The sequence below is a fragment of the Paenibacillus sp. FSL H8-0332 genome (genome assembly GCF_037963835.1).
GTDB lineage: Bacteria > Bacillota > Bacilli > Paenibacillales > Paenibacillaceae > Paenibacillus_AQ > Paenibacillus_AQ rhizoplanae.
The window spans coordinates 1,575,221-1,594,416 of the sequence record NZ_CP150145.1 but is presented as its reverse complement, the minus strand read 5'-3'; the positions used below and the strand labels follow the sequence as shown (position 1 = coordinate 1,594,416).

Genomic DNA, 19,196 nt, shown 5'->3' with positions numbered 1-19,196 from the left:
CCATGCAGGGGGACAGTTAGGCTATGTACTCCTCGTAGATACGTTCGAACTTATTTAGTTAGCTCACAGCCGGTGGATTCAGGGGCCCACTTGTGCTCCTCATTTGCTCATTTAACTAACTTCCGCTCGATTCAGGGGCACTTGTGCTCCTCAATGTGGCCTGTGCTCGCCGAATGTTGCACTTTTTGCTGGATTTCTAACGGATTGCAGCTTGAGAACGCCAAATGTTGCACTTTTTGCAGGAATGTTACCAGTGGAGCAGTTGTTGGTTGAGATATGTTGCATTCTAGGCAGGATTTCCCACAATTTGCTGCCTCTGAGGTACGAATGTTGTATTTAGTGCAGGATTTATCCACTACTTCACTCCAGCCAAGTTTAGAGCAGCAGCCCTCATCAGGAGGAATCCGTCCCCCGTCCCTGCACAGCAGAAAAAGCCGTTCTAAGCATTCCTGCTTATAACAGCTCTTCCTGTGATGCATCCGCCATTCAACTGTCCTGTTCGATCAGTTGAATCCATTCATTATATTCACTCTGCAGCTTGGCATATTCCGCCTGCAGGCTGTGATGCTCCTGGGACAGCTTCTCCAGCTCACCCTGCTGCAGCTCGAACTTGGCCTGAATCAGCCGCAGCTGGCCTTGGACCATCTCATAGCTCTCGCCGATCTCATCCAGCTGCTGCGCCGCCTCGGTGCGCGAGCGGCTGACTGCTTCCGCCTGGGCTTCAGCCTCCCCGGCCTCCTGCTGCCAGATCTCAATCTCCTCGCGCAGCTGCGCCTCCTGCTCGTTCCACTGCTGCTCGCGCTGCTGAAGCTCCTCATATTTCTGCTTCCAGGTAGCTTCATACTCCCTGGTCTCGCGGAGTGTTTCCTGCTGCTCCGCTGCCGTAGCGGCAGCTTCACGGCCTGCCTCATACAGCTCTTCCAGACGCCGCGCAGCTTCCTCACCTTCGGCTTCCAGCAGCTCGCAGCGTTCCTTCAGCTGTTCGCCGTCCTGTAGAATCTCGTCGTACTGGGCGATCAGCTCTTCATAACGGACGCGCAGCGCAGCCAGTTCCTTGCGGGCTGCCTCTGCCGCCTCCTGCTGAACGGCAAGCTCCTGCTCTGCTTCGGCACGCAGCCGCGCTTCCTGGTCAAGCTGCTGAACCATACCGTCTGCCTGTCCGCGAAGGGTCTCCACTTCGCGCTGTAATGCTGCTGACTTCTCCCCTTCTTCCAGAAGGTTCATCTCCAGCTCGCTGATATCCTCCATATGTTTGTTCGCGCGCTCCTGCCAGGAAGCTGCTTCCTGTGCCGTACGGTCGAATTCGACCTGCGTCCGGCTGAGCTGCTCTGCGGTCTCCCGCAGAGATTTACGCAGTGCTGCCGCTTCTTCCTGCGTCAGCTCATAACGCTGGCGCAGCCCTTCCAGCTCATCGTTCAGCAGATTGCCAAGCTCCGTGGCTGTGTGCAGCTCCTCAAGCGCCGTGCTGAGCTTGTCCGCCGTCTCTTGCAGCGCGCCGCGCAGCTCTGCTGCTTCACTCTCTACAGCCTCATAGCGCCGGCGTGCTTCCTCCAGCTCGGCGCTATGCTGCTGCGCCCCCTCTGCTGCGAGCCGCAGCTCCTCTCCGAGCTGCTCCTCCCGCTTCAGCACAGCCTCGTACTGTGCAAGCAGCGTCAGCCGCGCATCGCGTTCGCCCTTAAGCCCGGCCTCCGCCGCCCGCAGCCGGGACTGGAGCTGCCCGGTTCCGCCGCGCAGCTCACCAAGCTGCTTCTCCAGCTCCTGAAGCTGCTGCTTGTGCCGGTGCTCCTGCGTCCCTTGCGTCTGCCGCAGCTCCTTATTCTTGGCCAGCTCTTTCTCATGCGCTTCCCGTTCCCCGGTAAGCTCACTTGTGAGCGCAGCCTTGGTATCCGCCAGCTCCTTGCTTAACGTGGAGCGGATCTCCACAATCTCGCTGCCCATCGACTCCCGGGTCTCATGCAGCTCCTGCTCCAGGGCAGACAACGTCTCTGTCTTCTCGCGCATTAGCGTCTCGCGCAACTGCTCCAATTCCTGCAGGTGGGCAGACTTCATCTCTTCCAGCTGCTGCAGCCGCATGGCTTCTGCGGCTTGCAGCTCCTGCCGGGCCGCCTCACGGCTTGCGGCCTGCTCTGCTTCATGACCCTCGCGCAGCGCCTTAAGCTCGGCCTCGCGCGCCTTCAGCTCCTGCACCAGCTGCTCGCGGCCGGCGGCCGCAGCCTGCTTCTCTTCCTCCAGCAGCTGTGTATGCAGCTGCCGCTCCTGCTCCTGCTGCTCCAGATGCCGTGACCGTTCTTCTTCGGCGGCAGCAATCAGCCGCGCCGCCTCTTCCTTCGCGGCCGCTTCCAGCTTCTCATATTCTTCCTGCTGTTCACGCTGCGTTTCCTGAAGGCGTGACACCTCTACACGAAGCTCGGTACGTTCACCGGTCAGCATATTCAGTTCATTCTTGAAATCCTGAACCTGGATCGCCTGCTCTGCCATATGTACAGCTGTAAGCACCGCAATCCGCGGCGTATCCAGTCTGGAATGTGATTTCGATATTGCACGCATATGCTCATCGACATGACGGGCAACCTGTTTCATATATTCTGTGCTGCTTCCGACAAGCTTGTAGGAAGTTCCGTATATCTCCACGGCGACACGGGTCCGGTCCATAGCCACAGTTGTGCCCTCCTTTGTATGTGTGCGGATTCTAAGTTGGTTTCTTTGCTCTTGCTCCTATTGTAGCGTGATTTCCTGACCTTTGGCAAAAGCACGTGTCCATTGCATTTAATTGCATGTGCCTTCGCACCTCACAAGGGTACAGAAAAGCCGCAGCGAATCTCTGTTTCTAATTGGATTCGCTGCGGCTTTGCACAATTCCTGCTATTTTCTTAATTCTGCGCCAAAAGTTTGTTCAAGCGCAGAGACCACTTTGTCATGGACTTCCACAACTTCTTCATCGGTCAGTGTATGCTCGGTATGACGGTACAGCAGCGACAGGGCAACACTCTTCTTGCCTGCCTCCATCTTGCCTCCTGTGTAGACATCGAATACCTGCACATTCTGCAGCAGAGTGCCGCCATGCTCACGGATGGCCCCGATCAGATGCCCTGCCGGAACTGCATCATCCACTACCACCGCAATGTCCCGCTCCATGCCCGGGAAGCGGTGAAGCTCGCTGTACTGCAGCTGGGCGCGCGCCGCATCATAGAGAGGCTGCAGCAGGACTTCGGATACATACGTATCCTCCAGATCCATCTGGCGTTGCAGTTCGGGATGAAGCTGCCCCATCGTACCGATCTTCACGCGGCCCTCTGCCTGAAGCAGATAGATGGAAGCGGAGCGTCCCGGATGATAGCCTTCAGGCGCGTCCCCTTCATAGACTACGCGATCCGTAAGGCCCAGATGCGCAAATACCGTCTCCAGCGCACCCTTAAGGTCGAAGAAGTCCACCGGCTCGGCAGTCACGTTCCACTGCTTGGCTGCACGCGTACCGCTCAGCAGCAGCCCCAGCACCGGCAGCTCGCTCGGCTGGCGGGTAAGCACTTCCTCCTCCGTGAAGAACACATTGCCGATTTCGAACAACGCCAGATCGCCTTGGCGGCGGTTCGTGTTGTAGAGGGCGATATCCAGCAGCTGCGGCAGCAGGCTGGTACGCAGCACGCTGCGCTCCTCGCTCATTGGCATGGCCAGCTTCACTGACTGCTTGCCTTCCGCCAGCATAGGGAAGAGCTTGCTCTGCTCCGGCTGAATGAAGGAATAGCCCATAACCTCCTGATACCCGCCCAGCGAGAGCAGGCGGCGCAGTTCGCGGCGCAGGGACTGCTGTCTGGTAAGCGCGCCCGGTGTTGTTGTGCCTTCGATCAGGGTGGTCGGAATGTTATCGTAGCCGTATAAGCGGGCGATCTCTTCAATCAGATCCACATCCTGGGTAATGTCTCCGCGCCGTGTCGGTACCTCGACTTCAACGATTCCCTGGGCCGCATCACCACACTTGAAGTGCAGACGTCCGAACAGGGTTTTCACTTCCAGCAGTGACAGATCTGTGCCGAGATAGCGATTCAGCTTCTCCAGCGATAATGGCAGCACCTTCTCCTGACCAAAGACGCTGCCAGCCTGGACAACCCCTTCATGCACCATTCCTCCGGCATACCGGGCAATCAGTGCAGCCGCACGGTTAAGCGCAGGGATGACCGCGTTCGGATCCACTTCCTTCTCGAACCGCTGGGAAGCTTCCGAGCGCAGACCCAGCTGACGCGAGGTCTTGCGTACAGTTCCCCCGTCGAACTTGGCGGACTCCAGCACAATATTGACGGTGTCTGCGGTAACCTCTGTAGAGAGTCCGCCCATCACTCCGGCCAGGCCAATTGCGCCTGAACCATCGGCAATAACCAGCATCTGCGGCTCCAGCTTGCGATCTTGTCCGTCAAGGGTAACCAGTCCTTCCCCTTCACGGGCAAACCTTACACCGATGGTTCCGCCCTGGAGCTGCCCGCCGTCAAATGCATGCAGCGGCTGTCCGTATTCCAGCATCACATAGTTGGTGATGTCTACGATATTATTAATCGGACGTACCCCGGCCGCCATCAGGCGGTTCTGAATCCACAGCGGGGACGGCGCGGTCTTCACTCCGGCAATATAACGCACGGCATAATGGCTGCAGAATGCCTCGTCCTCAATTGTAACCGTGATGGAGTCCGCTGCCTTGCCGCCCGTTTCCACGAGCTCTGCCGCCGGATCAGCCAGCTTCAACTCGCGGCCCAGCACCGCGCTTACCTCATAAGCGGCACCGATCATGCTCAGGCAGTCGGAACGGTTCGGCGTCAGGTCGAAATCAAGGATTTCGTCATTCAGTCCAAGCACCTTAAGAATATCCTGGCCCACCTCTGTATGCTCAGGCAGCACGAGAATGCCTTCCTGCAGCTCTTTGGGCAGCAGCTTGTCGTTGAGGCCCAGCTCTTTGGCCGAGCAGATCATTCCCTGCGACAGCACACCGCGCAGCTTGGCTTTTTTGATCTCCAGGCCCGGTAGCTTGGCGCCTACCAGCGCGACCGGAACCTTCTGCCCAGCCGCGACATTCTTCGCTCCGCAGACGATCTGCAGATCCTCACCCTGCCCTGCATCGACGATACAGATATTCAGCTTATCGGCGTCCGGGTGCTTCTCTTTGGATTTCACGTAGCCGGTCACAATCCCGGAAATCCCTTTGTTGCGGCGTTCTACTCCGTCAATCTCGATGCCGGCGGTGGTGATTTTGTCCGCCAGCTCATCTGCGGTCACCCCTTCCAGCGATATATAATCGGCCAGCCAGGCGGTTGATACTTTCATAATCGCACACTTCCTTTTTGTTTCAGATGTATTGATCTCCATGGCGGCCTGCGCTTCGCGCACGGAAGCGGATATACAACAAGCCATAGTGCCAACTTCGTCCTAACCCAAATTCCTGTATTCCAGTGTTCCTCCAGAGAATATTTGGACTTCCGGCCGCTGTTGTGTTTGGATTTCCTGATTAGAACCGCTTCTCGCGGTAGAAATCCAAACACAAAGGCGGTCGCTTCCGCTCCTACAGTTCCAAAATTCCCCTCCGGTCCTTCTATTACAGTCATTCCTCTAGAACTGCCGTCGTCCCTCCGGCTTATCTGTATCCGGCCCGCGCCCCCGCGCACACCCGCCAAATCCCTAAATACCCTTGAACTGCTTCACAAAGCCCATATCATTCGTGTAGAAGTAGCGGATGTCGTCGATGCCGTACTTCAGCATCGCGATCCGTTCAGCGCCCATGCCGAACGCGAAGCCGCTGTAGATTTCCGGATCATATCCGCCCATCCGCAGCACATTCGGGTGCACCATACCGGCGCCGAGAATCTCCAGCCAGCCGCTCTGCTTGCAGAGACGGCAGCCTTCGCCGCCGCATTTGAAGCAGCTTACATCCACCTCAACGCTAGGCTCGGTGAACGGGAAGAAGCTTGGACGCAGGCGGATGCCTGCACTAGGCCCGAACATCTCCTTCATGAACTGCTGCAGGGTGCCCTTCAGGTCGCTCATGCGGATATTGCGGCCGATCACCAGGCCTTCAATCTGATGGAACTGGAAGGAGTGGGTCGCATCGTCATCGTCACGGCGGAATACTTTGCCCGGACAGATCACTTTGACCGGAGTCTCACCATTCATCGCCTGCATGGTACGGATCTGAACCGGCGAGGTCTGTGTGCGCATCAGAATGTCTTCCGTAATATAGAAGGAATCCTGCATATCGCGGGCCGGATGGTTCTTCGGAAGGTTAAGCGCCTCGAAGTTGTAATAATCCGTCTCTACTTCCGGTCCTTCCGCAACCTGGTAGCCCATGCCGATGAAAATATCCTCGATCTCCTGGATCACCCGGCTGAGCGGATGAATCCCGCCCTGCGGCATGCCGCGGCCTTGCAGGGTTACATCGACCTTCTCCGCATTCAGGCGATTCTGCGTCTCCTGCTGCTGGAACAGCTCCTGCTTGGCGCCGATCACCTCTTCAATGGCGCTGCGCACCAGATTGGCCACCTGGCCGATCACCGGACGCTCCTCCGCGCTTAGTCCGCCCATACCGCGCAGAACCTCTGTCAGCTCGCCTTTTTTGCCAAGGTATTTGACGCGCAGGTCATTCAGAATCTGCGGATCGGATACCGCCTGCAGCTTCGTCAGTGCCTCAGCCTTCAGTGCTTCCAATTTGTCTTTCATGGCTTGTACTGCCCCCTCAAATCTCGTATTGTTCAACAAAAAAAGGCCTTTTCTCCCGGTAAAGGGACGAAAAGACCGTGGTACCACCCTTGTTAGACGGCCGTACGCTTCCCTTAAGAGCAATATTCCCTCTTTCGGTGCGGCAAAGACCTGTCTCACTTTATACAGAAATAACGGTCTGCGGCCGGTCTCCCCTACTAGCACTCTTCAAGGAAGCCTTGAAGCACATTCAGGGAACTGCTCCGGAGTGAACTTCGGCAGCTCTGCTCTCTTAGAAACGCTCTCAATCTGCGGCGCTTCCTCCCTGTAAGCCAGGCACTGCGTACTCTTCTCCATCAATGCATTTTGCGGATGATTAACATAAACTTCGAGAAGATATGTCTATTCATTATATGCAAAAACTGCCCGTTTGACAAGCAGCGCAAAGTCCGCTTATTTTTTTATCTTCTTTTAAGCTTCCTTTAAGCTTCAGCGCGGTTTGACGGCTTTTTTTTCAGCGGACATTCAGTCAATGTTGATATTTTGCCTTATGAGATCATAGAAGGAGGGAATTACATGCTTACACGAAAAAAAGCATTTGTTCTGCTGCTGCTCAGCACATTTGCCGCAAGTCAGACCGCAGGAAGCCCGGGAACCACGGCCTATGCTGCTTCATCCGCTTCAACGGCTGCCCTAGCAGCAAGCACGGTCACGGAAGTCTCCACACTTAATGGTCTAAGTTCGCTCAAGCTCGGCACCGCGCTTCAGGTGAAGCTAAGCCATGTAGGGATTCAGAGCCAAACCGGCGGCAATATTCTCACCTACACGCTTACCTATACCAACAATGCCGGCAGCAGTGTCAATCTGGCGGACTATTTCTCCAAAATTGTAACTGCGGGCGGCAGCGTCATCAAGGGAATACCGGTCAGCGCAGACAGCACGGTCAAGAAAATCCCCGCAAAGCAGAGCACCAGCCTTACATACTACGCGAATATTGGAACAGCCGCCTCCGTCAAAGGGCTCAAAATCAACATCTACGGCTGGAATTTCAGCGCCGCTAATTATGAACAGCGCATAGGCACATTCACGGTTCCTTCCAATTATTCACTGTCCTCGCTTACAGGGGAGACCCGGAAGGTTGAACTCGGCGGCATTACAGCCGGCACCAAAGCCGAGTCCGTGCAAATCTACAAATATAACGGCAAAGTCTATGCCAAGGTCGGGCTTAGCCTAACCAATCTGGGTACCAAGGTGCTTACAGATCCGGGCTATACCTTGTACCTGAAATCCTCGGGCGGCTCTGTCTTCACACTTACACTGGATGACAGCAGCTCCGAGTTCAAGCTTCAGCCTCAGGAGAAAAAGACGCTCTATTATATGACCGAGATTCCCTCCTACATGAATGTCACCCGGATGACGCTGCAGATCGCCAAGCTGGATGAAGGACTCAAGCTGTACTTGCCTGTCTCTTCCTACGCACTTCCGGCTGCCGTAACCGCAGATTTCACCGTAGCGGCGGGTTATACCAAAAAGGTCTCCATCGACAGCAATTTGGTGGACATGCAGCTGCTGAAGGTAAGTGTGCATGCGGATAACGGCAATGGTGTCTGGAGCTATCAGCTCCGGGTGAAGAATACCGGCAGCACAGCGGTCACTTTGCCTGCTTATGAGCTTAACGTCAAGTCGGCGGAAGGCTATAGCTTCCCGGTGACGGCCACTGCCTTGAGCAGCCTGACCCTGAAGCCGCTGGAAGAAAAGCTGATTGAGCTGAGCGCCAGTGTTCCGCTGGAGCTGGCCCAGAATTCGCTGGAGCTGCGAATGATTGCTCCTGCAGCCAGCGCGGATAAGATAACGCTGCCTGTGGCCTATTTCCGCATCCCTTATACGCCAGAGAGCCAGATTCATCTCGCCGCCGAGACTAGCGTAACCAATACCTACGGTACCTTCGCTGTCTCTCTGGACTCCCTGCTGCGTCTGCCTTGGGGCAGCGAGGATCTGGTACAGGCCAGTCTGACGATACGCAATGCAACGTCCAAGACCATTACCTTACCTGCTTTTACCGGAATACTCCTGGTGGATCAGAAGGATCTCACTTCCTCTGCACAGACTTATACGGACAACAGCTCTTCGGTGCTTGCCCCTGGTGCCAGCACTCAGATAACGGTTCAAGGCCATATTCCATACACCCTGGATTTCAGACAAGTCAAGCTCATCCTCCAGGAGACCAAGGGTACAGAAGTGTCACAGTTCCTCTCTCTCAGCACAAGCGACAGTGCCATTAAGAGTGTAGCTCCGCTGGATGCAGGGGAAGCCTTCAAGATCACGGCCACCGGCAAAAAAGCCACCGTGAAGGAACGTTCCACCCTCCTGTATACAGGAACCGGCTCGAACCTGCTGTACAGCGAAGTGGAACTGAACAGCGACGAAGTCCGGCAGGCAGATCTGACCCGTCTGTACGGGCAGTTCAGGACTGCTGACGGGCAATATTTTGAAGCAACCGCCAACCAGTCTGAGCTGCCTACCAGCCCTGAGGGCAAAACACTGGTTACCTTCTGGGCAAAAGTCCCGGCCGCTCTGGACACCGCAGGTCTTCAGCTATATATCAGCCAGGCGATTGCGGACGGCAAGCTGACTGCCGCAGGAACGGCTGCGACGGGATATGTGAATACTGCAGCGCTGACACTGGCTCCGGCAGGGTTACGCCTTTGAACAATCTGGCTTCCGTTCCAATCTTCCCTTATACGCTGGCAGTTACCAGCTCTTCAGGGGAACTCACCAAAGGCGCAAGCAGCATTGCTGTGACGTTCAATTACAACCTCAATCAGGATACTGCCTATCAGACAGGCGCTTACCAGCATAAGCTCATCCTTCAGGTTATAGATCCTTATGGGCAGTCTCACGAGAAAGCACTGACGCTTGGCACCGACTTGACACTGGGAACAAACAGCTCTTATTCTACGACCCTTACCAGCGTCCTGTTCAAAAATCTCAGCTCCGGCACCTACGCCCTTAAATTCTACGATGAATTCCAGGGAATGCGGACGGAGCTCGCCAGTCAGGCCTATTCCCTTGAGGTTACCACCAAAGCAACCACCTCTTCCTCCGAAGGAGCTGCACAATGAACAAGAAGAAGATCATTATTATCGCTTCAACTGTAGTTATCGTTGCTATTGCCGGGATTGCGGGCTATAGGCTCTGGCCGGATCAGAACCGGCAGATCAATGCCGCTCCGCTGAATACGGCAGTTGCCAGTAAGGGAGATATCCTGGTGGGAGTCTCAGGTTCAGGTGCAGTATCGGCGATCAACAGCGAGAGCATCCGCACCAAAGAAGCCGGGAAGGTCGATACGGTCATGGTTAAGAAAGGCGATGTCGTTACAAAAGGCGCTGTGCTGATCACATTTGTCGCGGGCGATCTGGACGATAAGCTGAAGGAAGCCACAAAGTCGCTGGAGAATCTCAAGACAGAGCTGGAGAATAAACAGGAGAGCTACAAGACGCTGGCTATGAATAACGCGACAGAGGAAGAGCTGGAAGCGGCAAAAAAAGCCATTGATAAGGCCAATAGCGATATTGCGGACGGGCAGGAATCCATCGCTGCCATCCATGAAGATATGGCTCCGCCTGATCCGCTGACCGCTCCGATCGATGGAACGATTACTGCCGTGAATATTACGGACGGCGAACAGGCCCAGAATGGTGCAGAGCTGTTCACAATGACCGACTATGTTAACCTGAGCGTAACGGTGCAGGTAGACGAGCTGGATATCCCCCAAATCAAGCTGGATCAAGCCTCTACGATCACATTGGATGCGCTTGAGGACAAGGCGTTTACCGGCAAGGTCATAGATATCGCCAAAGAAGGTACCTCTTCTAACGGTGTCTCCCTGTTTAACGTCACTGTAGGATTAAATGACTCGGAGGGTGTGCTTATCGGCATGTCTGCGGAGGTGGCGATTACAATCGAAGAGAAGAAGGATATTCTGACCGTTCCCATCGAAGCTGTAACGAAGATAAACGGGAAATCCTTCGTCAATGTGCCAGGGACCCTGGATGAACAAGCTGACACAACGGACAGAGGTGCGGCTGATTCCAAGTCCTCTGCTGGCGCGGAGTTCCCCGGCAGAGCAGCCGGTTTCGCCTCAGGCATGAAACGAGTGGCCGTAGAGACCGGTATCCACAATGAGAGCAGCATCGAAATCGTCAGCGGCTTAAGTGAAGGGGATGAAGTGATCCTCCCGACCGTGATCTCCTCAGGCAGTGCTACCTCCCCGCAGCAAGGCGGCATGGGCGGTATGGGTGGCTTCGGCGGCGGAGGAATGACCGGCGGAGGTGCTGGCGGCGGGATGGGCGGCTTCGGCGGCGGAGGTAGCGGGGGTAGCGGCGGCGGCTTCAGCGGTGGAGGTGGCGGACGATGATCTCACCAGAGCCGCTGATCCGGGTTGAGAATATGCAGCATAGCTACACGATGGCCGGAGAATCGATGACGGTTCTGAGGAGCCTGAGCTTCAACATTAATCACGGTGAATTCGTTGCGATCATCGGCCCGTCAGGGTCAGGCAAGTCCACCCTGATGAACATGCTGGGCTGCCTGGATGTGGCTAATGAAGGCGATTATTTCCTGGACGGCCAGGAGATCCGCAGGCTGTCTGACAACAGGCTGGCCCAGATCCGCAACGAGAAGATCGGCTTTATATTTCAGAACTTCAATCTGCTGCCGAAATTATCAGCGGTAGAGAATGTGGAGCTGCCCTTGATCTACCGGGGAATGTCCCACAGGGAGCGCAGAGAAATTGCCCGCAGTGCCCTGGTCCGGGTAGGCCTGGAGAGCAGAATGAATCACCGTCCCTCCGAGCTGTCCGGAGGCCAGCAGCAGCGTGTGGCTATTGCCCGCGCCCTTGCTGGAACCCCTCCTATTCTTCTTGCCGATGAGCCGACCGGAGCGCTGGACTCCAAGACAGGCCAGGAAGTTCTGCAAATGATTAAGGAGCTCAACGAACAGGGGCATACCATTATTCTGATCACGCATGACTTGGAGATTGCCGAGCAGGCCAAACGGATTATCCGGATTCAAGACGGGGATCTTGTAGAGGATCGGAAGGTGGCACATTCATGATGCTGTACCAGAGTATGAAAATGGCCTTCAAAAGTATCCTGAGCAGTAAAATAAGAGCCTTTCTTACCATGCTGGGCATTATTATCGGGGTCTCCTCCGTCATTGCACTTGTCGCTGTGGGTCAGGGCACCACCTCGCAGATTACAGAGTCCCTAAGCTCCCTGGGAACCAACCAGCTGACCGTCAACATTATGGGCCGCGGAGCCACTACTTCGCTAACTTACGAAGAAGCCTTGGCCCTCGGTGAGATTGAAGGGGTGGACAATGTATCCCCGGTCATCAACGGAAACGTTACCGCCAAGTACGGTACCGAGAACGTTTCCGTATCTGTAGAAGGTATTACACCTGCCTACGAAGAGGTTCAGGATTTCCATGTACAATCCGGAAGATTTCTGCTTGAGATGGATACAGAATACCGGCAGAAGGTTGCTTTAATCGGATCAGATACAGCGGAGGATCTATTCGGTACAGATAATCCTGTAGGCCAAAAGGTACAGATCAACGGAAGCAGCTTCAAGATCGTCGGGCTGCTGGAGAGTAAAGGCTCCACCAGCGTCGGCTCAAGCGACGAGAAGCTGCTGATCCCCATCTCTACAGCCGAACGGTTCCTGCAGAGCAAGGGAGTCCGCTCCATTACCCTCACAACCACTTCCAATGACAATGTGGATGATGTCAAAACCAAGCTGGAGGCCAGCCTTACTGCCAAATTCAGTGCAGCCGAGAATGCCTACTCTGTCTTTGATTCCCGGGAGATGCTGGAAACGGTAAATGAGACCAGCGCTACTCTGTCCATGGCACTTGGCGGTATCGCCGGTATCTCGTTATTTGTAGGCGGGATAGGGATTATGAACATTATGATTGTCTCAGTCAATGAGCGAACCAGAGAGATAGGCATCCGCAAGGCCATCGGGGCCAAAAAAAAGAATATTATGATGCAGTTCATGATCGAATCCGTGGTCTTAAGCGGAACCGGAGGCCTGATCGGAGTCGCACTGGGACTTGGCGCCAGCTGGGCTGTCGGTAATTATACCGCCTTGAATGTGGCGCCCTCCTGGAATATGGTGCTGATCTCCTTTTCATTCTCCTTGATCATCGGTGTCCTCTTCGGAATGATTCCTGCAAGCAAGGCTGCAAGAATGCGCCCTATTTATGCACTGCGCAACGAATAGCATCATCCTATTGCAGATTACACTCTGCTGTTCAATCCGCCAGTCTCAGATCTATGGGACTGACGGATTTTTCTATTATATTTTTAATGCACAATTGATACCAAAGGGGTATCGTTTGCAGTAAAAGTGGGTAATAGGACTCAAAGGTCAGAATACCTTTTACATAGAAGTAAGATATACATAATAGTTCTTTGTTTCGGCTGTAACTGATATGTCTCCACTCTTCCCTTCCGGCTCCAGGGTCCGCTTCACGGCCTGTACAACCGGCAGCGGAAGCTGACGGGGCTTATTATTTTTTCAGCAATTGCTCTGCTTAAGGGATGTCCTATATACTGGTGAAAAGAAACCGCGACCTAACCGGAAACTATTCTTTCCATTGCCTCCTTCTTCCCCTGCTTGCTAGGACTCGCTAACGTATACTCTCTTACATGCCTGCATGAAGCCATATTCCGCATAAGGATTCGTTTCGCATGCACCAAAGCTACACCAATGAGATTTGCAAAAGTTCTGTGCGGGGAGAGGATGACAGTGGCAGTTTTTTCGGAAAACACAAGTACACGCAGATTGATTATACTATTCACCTCCATCTCCGTTCTCCTGGTTGGCATCAGTGTGGCCTCTCTACTGATTCTGAATCATACGATGAACAAATTATCCGACTCTCTATACAGTGACGTCTATCAGAATTCCGAGCTTATTCTGAACGCTGACCGGGACCTGTATCAGGCGGCCCTTGCGCTTCAGACCACAGTCGGGGGAGCGTTGACCAGTGCGCAGCGCAGTACGCTGTCGCAAGAATTCGAGGACAATAATGCCCAGGCGCTGCAGCGGGTCAGTACCGCACGTTATAACCTGAATTCCGTGAAGAGCCCGTTCAATGGAATGAAGCAGAGCGAGCTGCTGCTGGACGAGCTGAGGAACGAGCTGGATCACTTCGGGACTACGCTTACCACATGGAGGGATAGCGGCCGGGAGCTGATCTCGCAGCGCGTCCAGAGCGACTGGAACCCCGCATTCTACTCAGCCCTCACCATACATACAGAGCTAAATGAGGTACGGGAGGTCCTGAATCAGGCAGAGGATCGGATTGACAGCTATGCCAACCAGGTGATGACGGAGTTCAATAATCTCAAAAGCTCCCTGTTCGCCGTCTACTCCGTATTCCTGTTCCTGCTTGTACTGGTCATCTTCTATCTCAGCCGCAGACTGATCTCGCTGCAGAATGAAATGCAGGATGAGAAGTCGCTCTATCAGCTGATCGGTGAGACGATGTCTGATTTTATCGTGCTGACAGACCCGAACGGTCTCATTCTGTATGCGTCCCCTTCCCATGCAACTGCGCTTGGTTATGTGCCGAGCAAAGGGGCGCCGCTCTCCAACTATATCCGTGAAGCCGAGATCTCCTGGGCCAAGCTCAAGAGTGTGGTGCAGTCTTCACCGAGAATATCCGAGCTGCGCATGCGTTCGGCCGAAGGGCACTGGGTGTGGCTGGAGACCAAGGTTACCCCTATTGCGGGCAGCCGCAATTTCCCGGCGCAGTTCATGCTCGTATCACGTGAGATTACCCAGCGCAAGCAATATGAGGAGCGGCTGCACAAGCTGGCCTTCTATGATCATCTGACGGCGATTCCCAACCGTGCCCATTTCAAAATGTACATGGAGAACCTGATCAACCAGCCCGAGGAGCGCCGGCAGGAGATCGCCGTGGCGCTGCTGGACTGCGACCGGTTCAAGCAGCTCAATGATACACTCGGCCATCTGGCCGGTGATGAATTCCTGCAGCTGCTCTCCCGGGAGCTGCAGCAGACCGTGAAGGGCTCCGGCCAGGCCTTCCGGATCGGCGGGGATGAATTCGCCGTAGTGCTGCACCGGTTCAGCAGCCCGCAAATGCTGGACGAGCTGCTGAACCGTCTGCTCCAGCTGTTCAGCAAATCCTGGTCCGTTAACCAGGGCTCCAGCTTCCACACCTCTGCCAGCATAGGCGTGGCGCTGTACCCGCAGCACGGCAGCAGCATCAACGAGCTGCTCCGTGCCGCCGATCTTGCGATGTACCGCTCCAAGAACCATGGCGGCAATGAGGCTAACCTGTACAGCGAGCATGTGGATAAGAAATACAGTGATCAGCGGAACTAGCACCAGCGGATGCCGACTCCCTATCTATAACTCCTAGCCAAAAAGAGCTGATTAGCCCCCTCCCCCAGGAGATGGAACTAATCAGCTCTTCTTATGTTCTAGCTGGTCTGCTGCAATGGATCAGCCAGTTCGGTGCTATGCTCCGGACTACGCTCCCGAACGGTCACCTTAATGACCTGCTCCCCGCTGCCCGAGCAGTCGATGAAGCGGTCAGCGGTGCCGTCCTTCTCCTCCCAGTCGTTCAGCCGGAGGATGTAGCCTATCGTGGAGGTCCCGGGCAGCACTTCAATCCGTGCTACGGCATGGCCGTCCTCCATATGCTGGAAGTCCCGTTGTCCATCCTGAATGCCTGTACCCCACACCCAGAGATTCCAGCCCCGGTAGTCGCCGTCCGGCCGGTCATAATGAACTTCCACAATCTTCGACCTCGGCTCAGGCTCCCCGTATTTATCATAGAGAACCATCACCGACAGTCCGGCGACCTCTACACTGCCGCTCTCCGTCTGCCGGAAGGCTTCCGGTCCGGCATGGGCATGATCGACTACGATGTTCCAGCAGCCGGAGGTCTCCGGGAGGCACTGGGTAACCGGCTCCATGTTGGCATTATAGATCACCACGATATTATTCCATGTATCTCCACCGGCGTTATCCTTCAGTCTATAGGCAACGACTCCGCCGTCACAGCGCAGGAACTCAAGACTGCGCTCAATCTCCTGGCGCCCGTGCAGGCGGAAGGCCGGATGTGTCCGGCGCAGCTCAATCAGCCCTTTGTAATATTGAAATACTGCAATGAATTTGCTTTTGTTCTCCCAGCGGATCGCATTGATACAGTCCGGACTGCGGTAGCTGTTATGATCTCCGTATTTGCTGCGCAGCAGCTCATCCCCGGCATGGAGGAACGGAATTCCCTGCGAGGTCAGAATGATTCCGTTAGCCAGCAACGAACGGCGTACCGTCTCATTGTCCAGCACATTCTCGGGATCTACTCCCACATACGGATTCGACTGCTCTACTGCGGCCTTAAGATCCCCGCCGCCCCGCAGCTTGCCGCCCTCAAGATCCGGCAGTCCGGCTTCCCCGCGAAGTCCCCGGGTCGCCAGAATTTTGTCCCACAGGTTGAGATTATCATGTGCGGTTACATAGTTCACGGTCTCTGCAGGCGCATCGGTGAATTCATGAATCGCCCCGCTTACCCCGGACGCTATCGCGCCTTCCTTGCCGTATTCTCCGGTTACGAAGCCCTTACCCCAGCCGTCGCTGTCTCCCTTGATGGCTGCGCGGAAGTTGTCATTGAAGACGGCATAGCCTTTGCCGCGCTGTACGCCCTTCAGCGTCTTGGAGGCAAGCGGGGAGTCGCCGCCGGTCCAGGGCTCACCATAGAGCAGCAGCCCCGGATTAATCTCCAGCCGCAGCTCCTCGGTAATCTCGCGCATGGTCACGCTGTCCATCAGCCCCATCAGATCGAAGCGGAACCCGTCAATATGGTACTCCTTAGCCCAGTAGGACAGGGAATCCTTGATATACTTGCGGACCATCGGCCGTTCTGTAGCCAGCTCATTGCCGACGCCCGAGCCGTTAGAGAGCCGGCCGCTCTGATCATGACGGTAGAAATAGTCCGGTACCAGCGGCTGGAAGGGTCCCTTCTGGAAGCCATAGGTATGATTGTAGACCACATCCATAATCACCGAGATACCGCGGCTGTGCAGCGCCTGGACCATCTCCTTGAATTCCCGGATACGGGTAAGCGGGTTAGCTGGGTCTGTGCTGTAGGAGCCTTCCGGCACATTATAGTGCTGGGGATCGTAGCCCCAGTTATAGTCCGTGAAGATCGAAGACGCCGGTTCTTCCCCTGCCTTGCCCAGCTCATCCACTGTCTGATAGTCGAAGACCGGCATCAGATGAACATGTGTGATGCCCAGCTCAGCCAGATGATCAACGCCCAGCAAGTGACCCGCTTCATCCCGCAGGCCGGTCTCGGTGAAGGCCTTGAATTTCCCCTTATACGTCAGACCGGAGCTAGGGTCTGACGAGAAATCGCGGACATGCAGCTCATAAATTATAGCATCTGCCGGATGCGGCAGCACCGGAGAAGCATCGTTCTCCCAGCCGTCCGGGTCTGTCTCAGACAAATCCACGATGGCCGTCCGCACTCCATTCGCCGATACAGCTGCTGCATAAGGATCTGCCGCTTCATTAATCGACCCGTCCGCAAATACGGCGCGGTACATATAATATTTCCCCTTGAGGTTACCGGGAACCTGGATCGTCCACACCCCGCCCTCAGAGCGCTCCATGCCGAGAATTTTGCCGCTGTCCTTATAATCTAGGGTCTGCGGGGGCATCCCGTTTCCGCCTGTTGCATATAATACGAGCGCTACTGTAAAGGCTGTAGGCGCCCAAACTTTGAATACACAATATTCCGCTGTGTAGGTTAAGCCGAGGTCCTTGCCTTGATAGGTATCGATTTCTTGTTCTGCTTGTATAGAATTGCTGCTCATTGCTATTCACCATCCCTACGCTCATCCGTAATACTCCCGGAGAACTATCATTCTATTACTATCAAGCTATGTCCACATTCACCATAACTAATACTTAGTACTTGCACAGCTCTGCAAGCGGGTTACGCGGAATTGCTACATAGGGTTCATTATATAATATGTAACACTATGTTCACAGGTCTGGGTTACGAGTAGAATTGTGTCCCCGGATATATCCTATATCGGCATGGATACCCGGGAATTCAAGCTATTTAAGTTATAGCCGCTAGTTAATCGGAAGTATACTTGTCTCACCGCCCGATTACAATTGTAAAATGTTCCAGAATCATACGGACCCCTTCCGCAGCAGCCTCCCATATAACGCGATGACAGGAAGCAACAGGAAGCCTGCGGACAGCAGCGAGACCCTGATGGAGATCCTGCTGCCGATATAGCCCACAGCCGGACCGCCTGCGCTCTGGCCCAGAGCATCGGATTGACTGAGCATGGACAATAGGGTTGCCCGGTTCTGAGCAGGCAGCTTCGTGTTCAGCCAGGTGGTATAGATCGGCTCGCTGACCGAAGCGACCACCCCTAGGAGCAGCACCGCCCCGATAGCCAAGTAGAAATCAGGTGCAAGCGCCACCAGTATAATGCAGCCTGCACGGATGGATGTCAGGAGGAACAAGGCGGCCGTTACCTGACGTTCCTTTTGCAAATCAATAATATTCCCGGCCATATAGACAGCCAGCATACCCAGCAGAGTAGTCGCCGCACTGATCAGCCCGAAGCCGGCCGCCATCGAGACTCCAATCTCCGGAAACCCGATTTCATTCATAAGAAAGACTTGCCACAAACGGTCATATCCCTCAGACGCAGCGCCGCTAAATAAAGTTACAACGGTCAGCAGCAGGAGCAGCGGATGATGCCTCAGGATAGAGGCGCCGCTGACCCAGGTCTGGCCCAGTTCACGGATAGCGGAGGAATGCGGCGCACGTTCCCGCCGTATGAATCCCGTCTCCTTCATATAGCGGATCAATATCAGCCCCAGGACGAAATAGATGACTCCACCCGCCAGAAAAGGGAGATTAGACGCAACCTGGGATAATCCTACGCTGAGCGCAATGCCTAATAGAGAGGCGCTTAAAGAGAAGATTTTGGAGCGCATGAAGATTCTTCCGGCCTGCTCCTCCTCAAGCTCATCCACGATCCATGCGGTATCCGCCCCGCTCAGGAACGTCCAGCCGATCCCGTACAGCATCTGGGAGATCAGCAGCCAGCCGAAGGCAGGCAACAGGGAAGCCGGGTGCAAGATCCAGACAATACTCCCTTCGAGGACAAAGGCACTCCCCAGAACGAACATGGCAATTATGACGGATAGTCTGCGGCTATAGGTATCGGCAACCACTCCGGTGATTCCCTCGAACACAAGCACCGTTATCTCCAGCACCGTTCCAATCAGCACAAGCTGAAGCGGATTCAGTCCCAGCTCGATTACATAATAAATACTGTAGGTTGTGAATATCGTACTGGCCGCAAGCGACGTCATAAACACGAGGAATAAATAAATCTGTGAAGCACTGAATCTCTGCACAATGGTTCCACCCTCCGAAAGTAATGTACTCATTAT

General features: G+C 54.9%; 11 protein-coding genes and 1 other annotated feature. Of the genes, 6 read left to right on the top strand and 5 right to left on the bottom strand.

Annotation, left to right across the window (positions count from 1 at the left end; all coding sequences use genetic code 11):
- Positions 1–486: 486 nt before the first annotated feature.
- From NST43_RS06870 to pheS, 3 genes are all read right to left on the bottom strand, one after another.
- Positions 487–2,658, bottom strand: a complete 2,172-nt coding sequence (locus NST43_RS06870; RefSeq protein WP_339223314.1) for a hypothetical protein — start codon at positions 2,656–2,658, stop codon at positions 487–489.
- A 204-nt stretch (positions 2,659–2,862) separates the two neighbouring features.
- Positions 2,863–5,307, bottom strand: a complete 2,445-nt coding sequence (gene pheT, locus NST43_RS06865) for a phenylalanine--tRNA ligase subunit beta (protein WP_339223312.1) — start codon at positions 5,305–5,307, stop codon at positions 2,863–2,865.
- 351 nt (positions 5,308–5,658) lie between these two features.
- Entirely contained in the window at positions 5,659–6,693 is a 1,035-nt protein-coding gene (pheS, locus tag NST43_RS06860; protein ID WP_339223310.1) for a phenylalanine--tRNA ligase subunit alpha, read from the bottom strand.
- A gap of 59 nt (positions 6,694–6,752) precedes the next feature.
- Positions 6,753–7,041 (bottom strand) — a binding site (T-box leader).
- A 207-nt stretch (positions 7,042–7,248) separates the two neighbouring features.
- On the opposite strand from pheS, the gene NST43_RS06855 reads away from it, so the two are divergent.
- From NST43_RS06855 to NST43_RS06830, 6 genes are all read left to right on the top strand, one after another.
- Entirely contained in the window at positions 7,249–9,381 is a 2,133-nt protein-coding gene (locus NST43_RS06855; protein WP_339223308.1) for a hypothetical protein, read from the top strand.
- Positions 9,378–9,794: a hypothetical protein gene (locus NST43_RS06850; RefSeq protein WP_339223306.1), complete on the top strand. Its 417-nt coding sequence runs from the start codon at positions 9,378–9,380 to the stop codon at positions 9,792–9,794. Before NST43_RS06855 ends, NST43_RS06850 begins: the two co-directional genes overlap by 4 nt.
- Positions 9,791–11,089 (top strand): efflux RND transporter periplasmic adaptor subunit, encoded by a 1,299-nt coding sequence (locus NST43_RS06845; protein ID WP_339223305.1) that lies wholly within the window; start codon positions 9,791–9,793, stop codon positions 11,087–11,089. The genes NST43_RS06850 and NST43_RS06845 overlap by 4 nt, the downstream gene beginning before the upstream one ends.
- Positions 11,086–11,787: an ABC transporter ATP-binding protein gene (locus NST43_RS06840; RefSeq protein ID WP_339223303.1), complete on the top strand. Its 702-nt coding sequence runs from the start codon at positions 11,086–11,088 to the stop codon at positions 11,785–11,787. Before NST43_RS06845 ends, NST43_RS06840 begins: the two co-directional genes overlap by 4 nt.
- On the top strand, positions 11,784–12,956 hold the full coding sequence (locus tag NST43_RS06835) for an ABC transporter permease (RefSeq protein ID WP_339223302.1): 1,173 nt from the start codon (positions 11,784–11,786) through the stop codon (positions 12,954–12,956). Before NST43_RS06840 ends, NST43_RS06835 begins: the two co-directional genes overlap by 4 nt.
- Before the next feature lie 564 nt (positions 12,957–13,520).
- Entirely contained in the window at positions 13,521–15,089 is a 1,569-nt protein-coding gene (locus tag NST43_RS06830; protein WP_339223301.1) for a sensor domain-containing diguanylate cyclase, read from the top strand.
- 98 nt (positions 15,090–15,187) lie between these two features.
- Here the strand turns inward: NST43_RS06830 and pulA are convergent, their stop codons facing one another.
- Positions 15,188–17,587: a type I pullulanase gene (gene pulA, locus NST43_RS06825; RefSeq protein WP_339223300.1), complete on the bottom strand. Its 2,400-nt coding sequence runs from the start codon at positions 17,585–17,587 to the stop codon at positions 15,188–15,190.
- 325 nt (positions 17,588–17,912) lie between these two features.
- Positions 17,913–19,193: an MFS transporter gene (locus tag NST43_RS06820; protein ID WP_339223299.1), complete on the bottom strand. Its 1,281-nt coding sequence runs from the start codon at positions 19,191–19,193 to the stop codon at positions 17,913–17,915.
- Between the last annotated feature and the right edge of the window lie 3 nt (positions 19,194–19,196).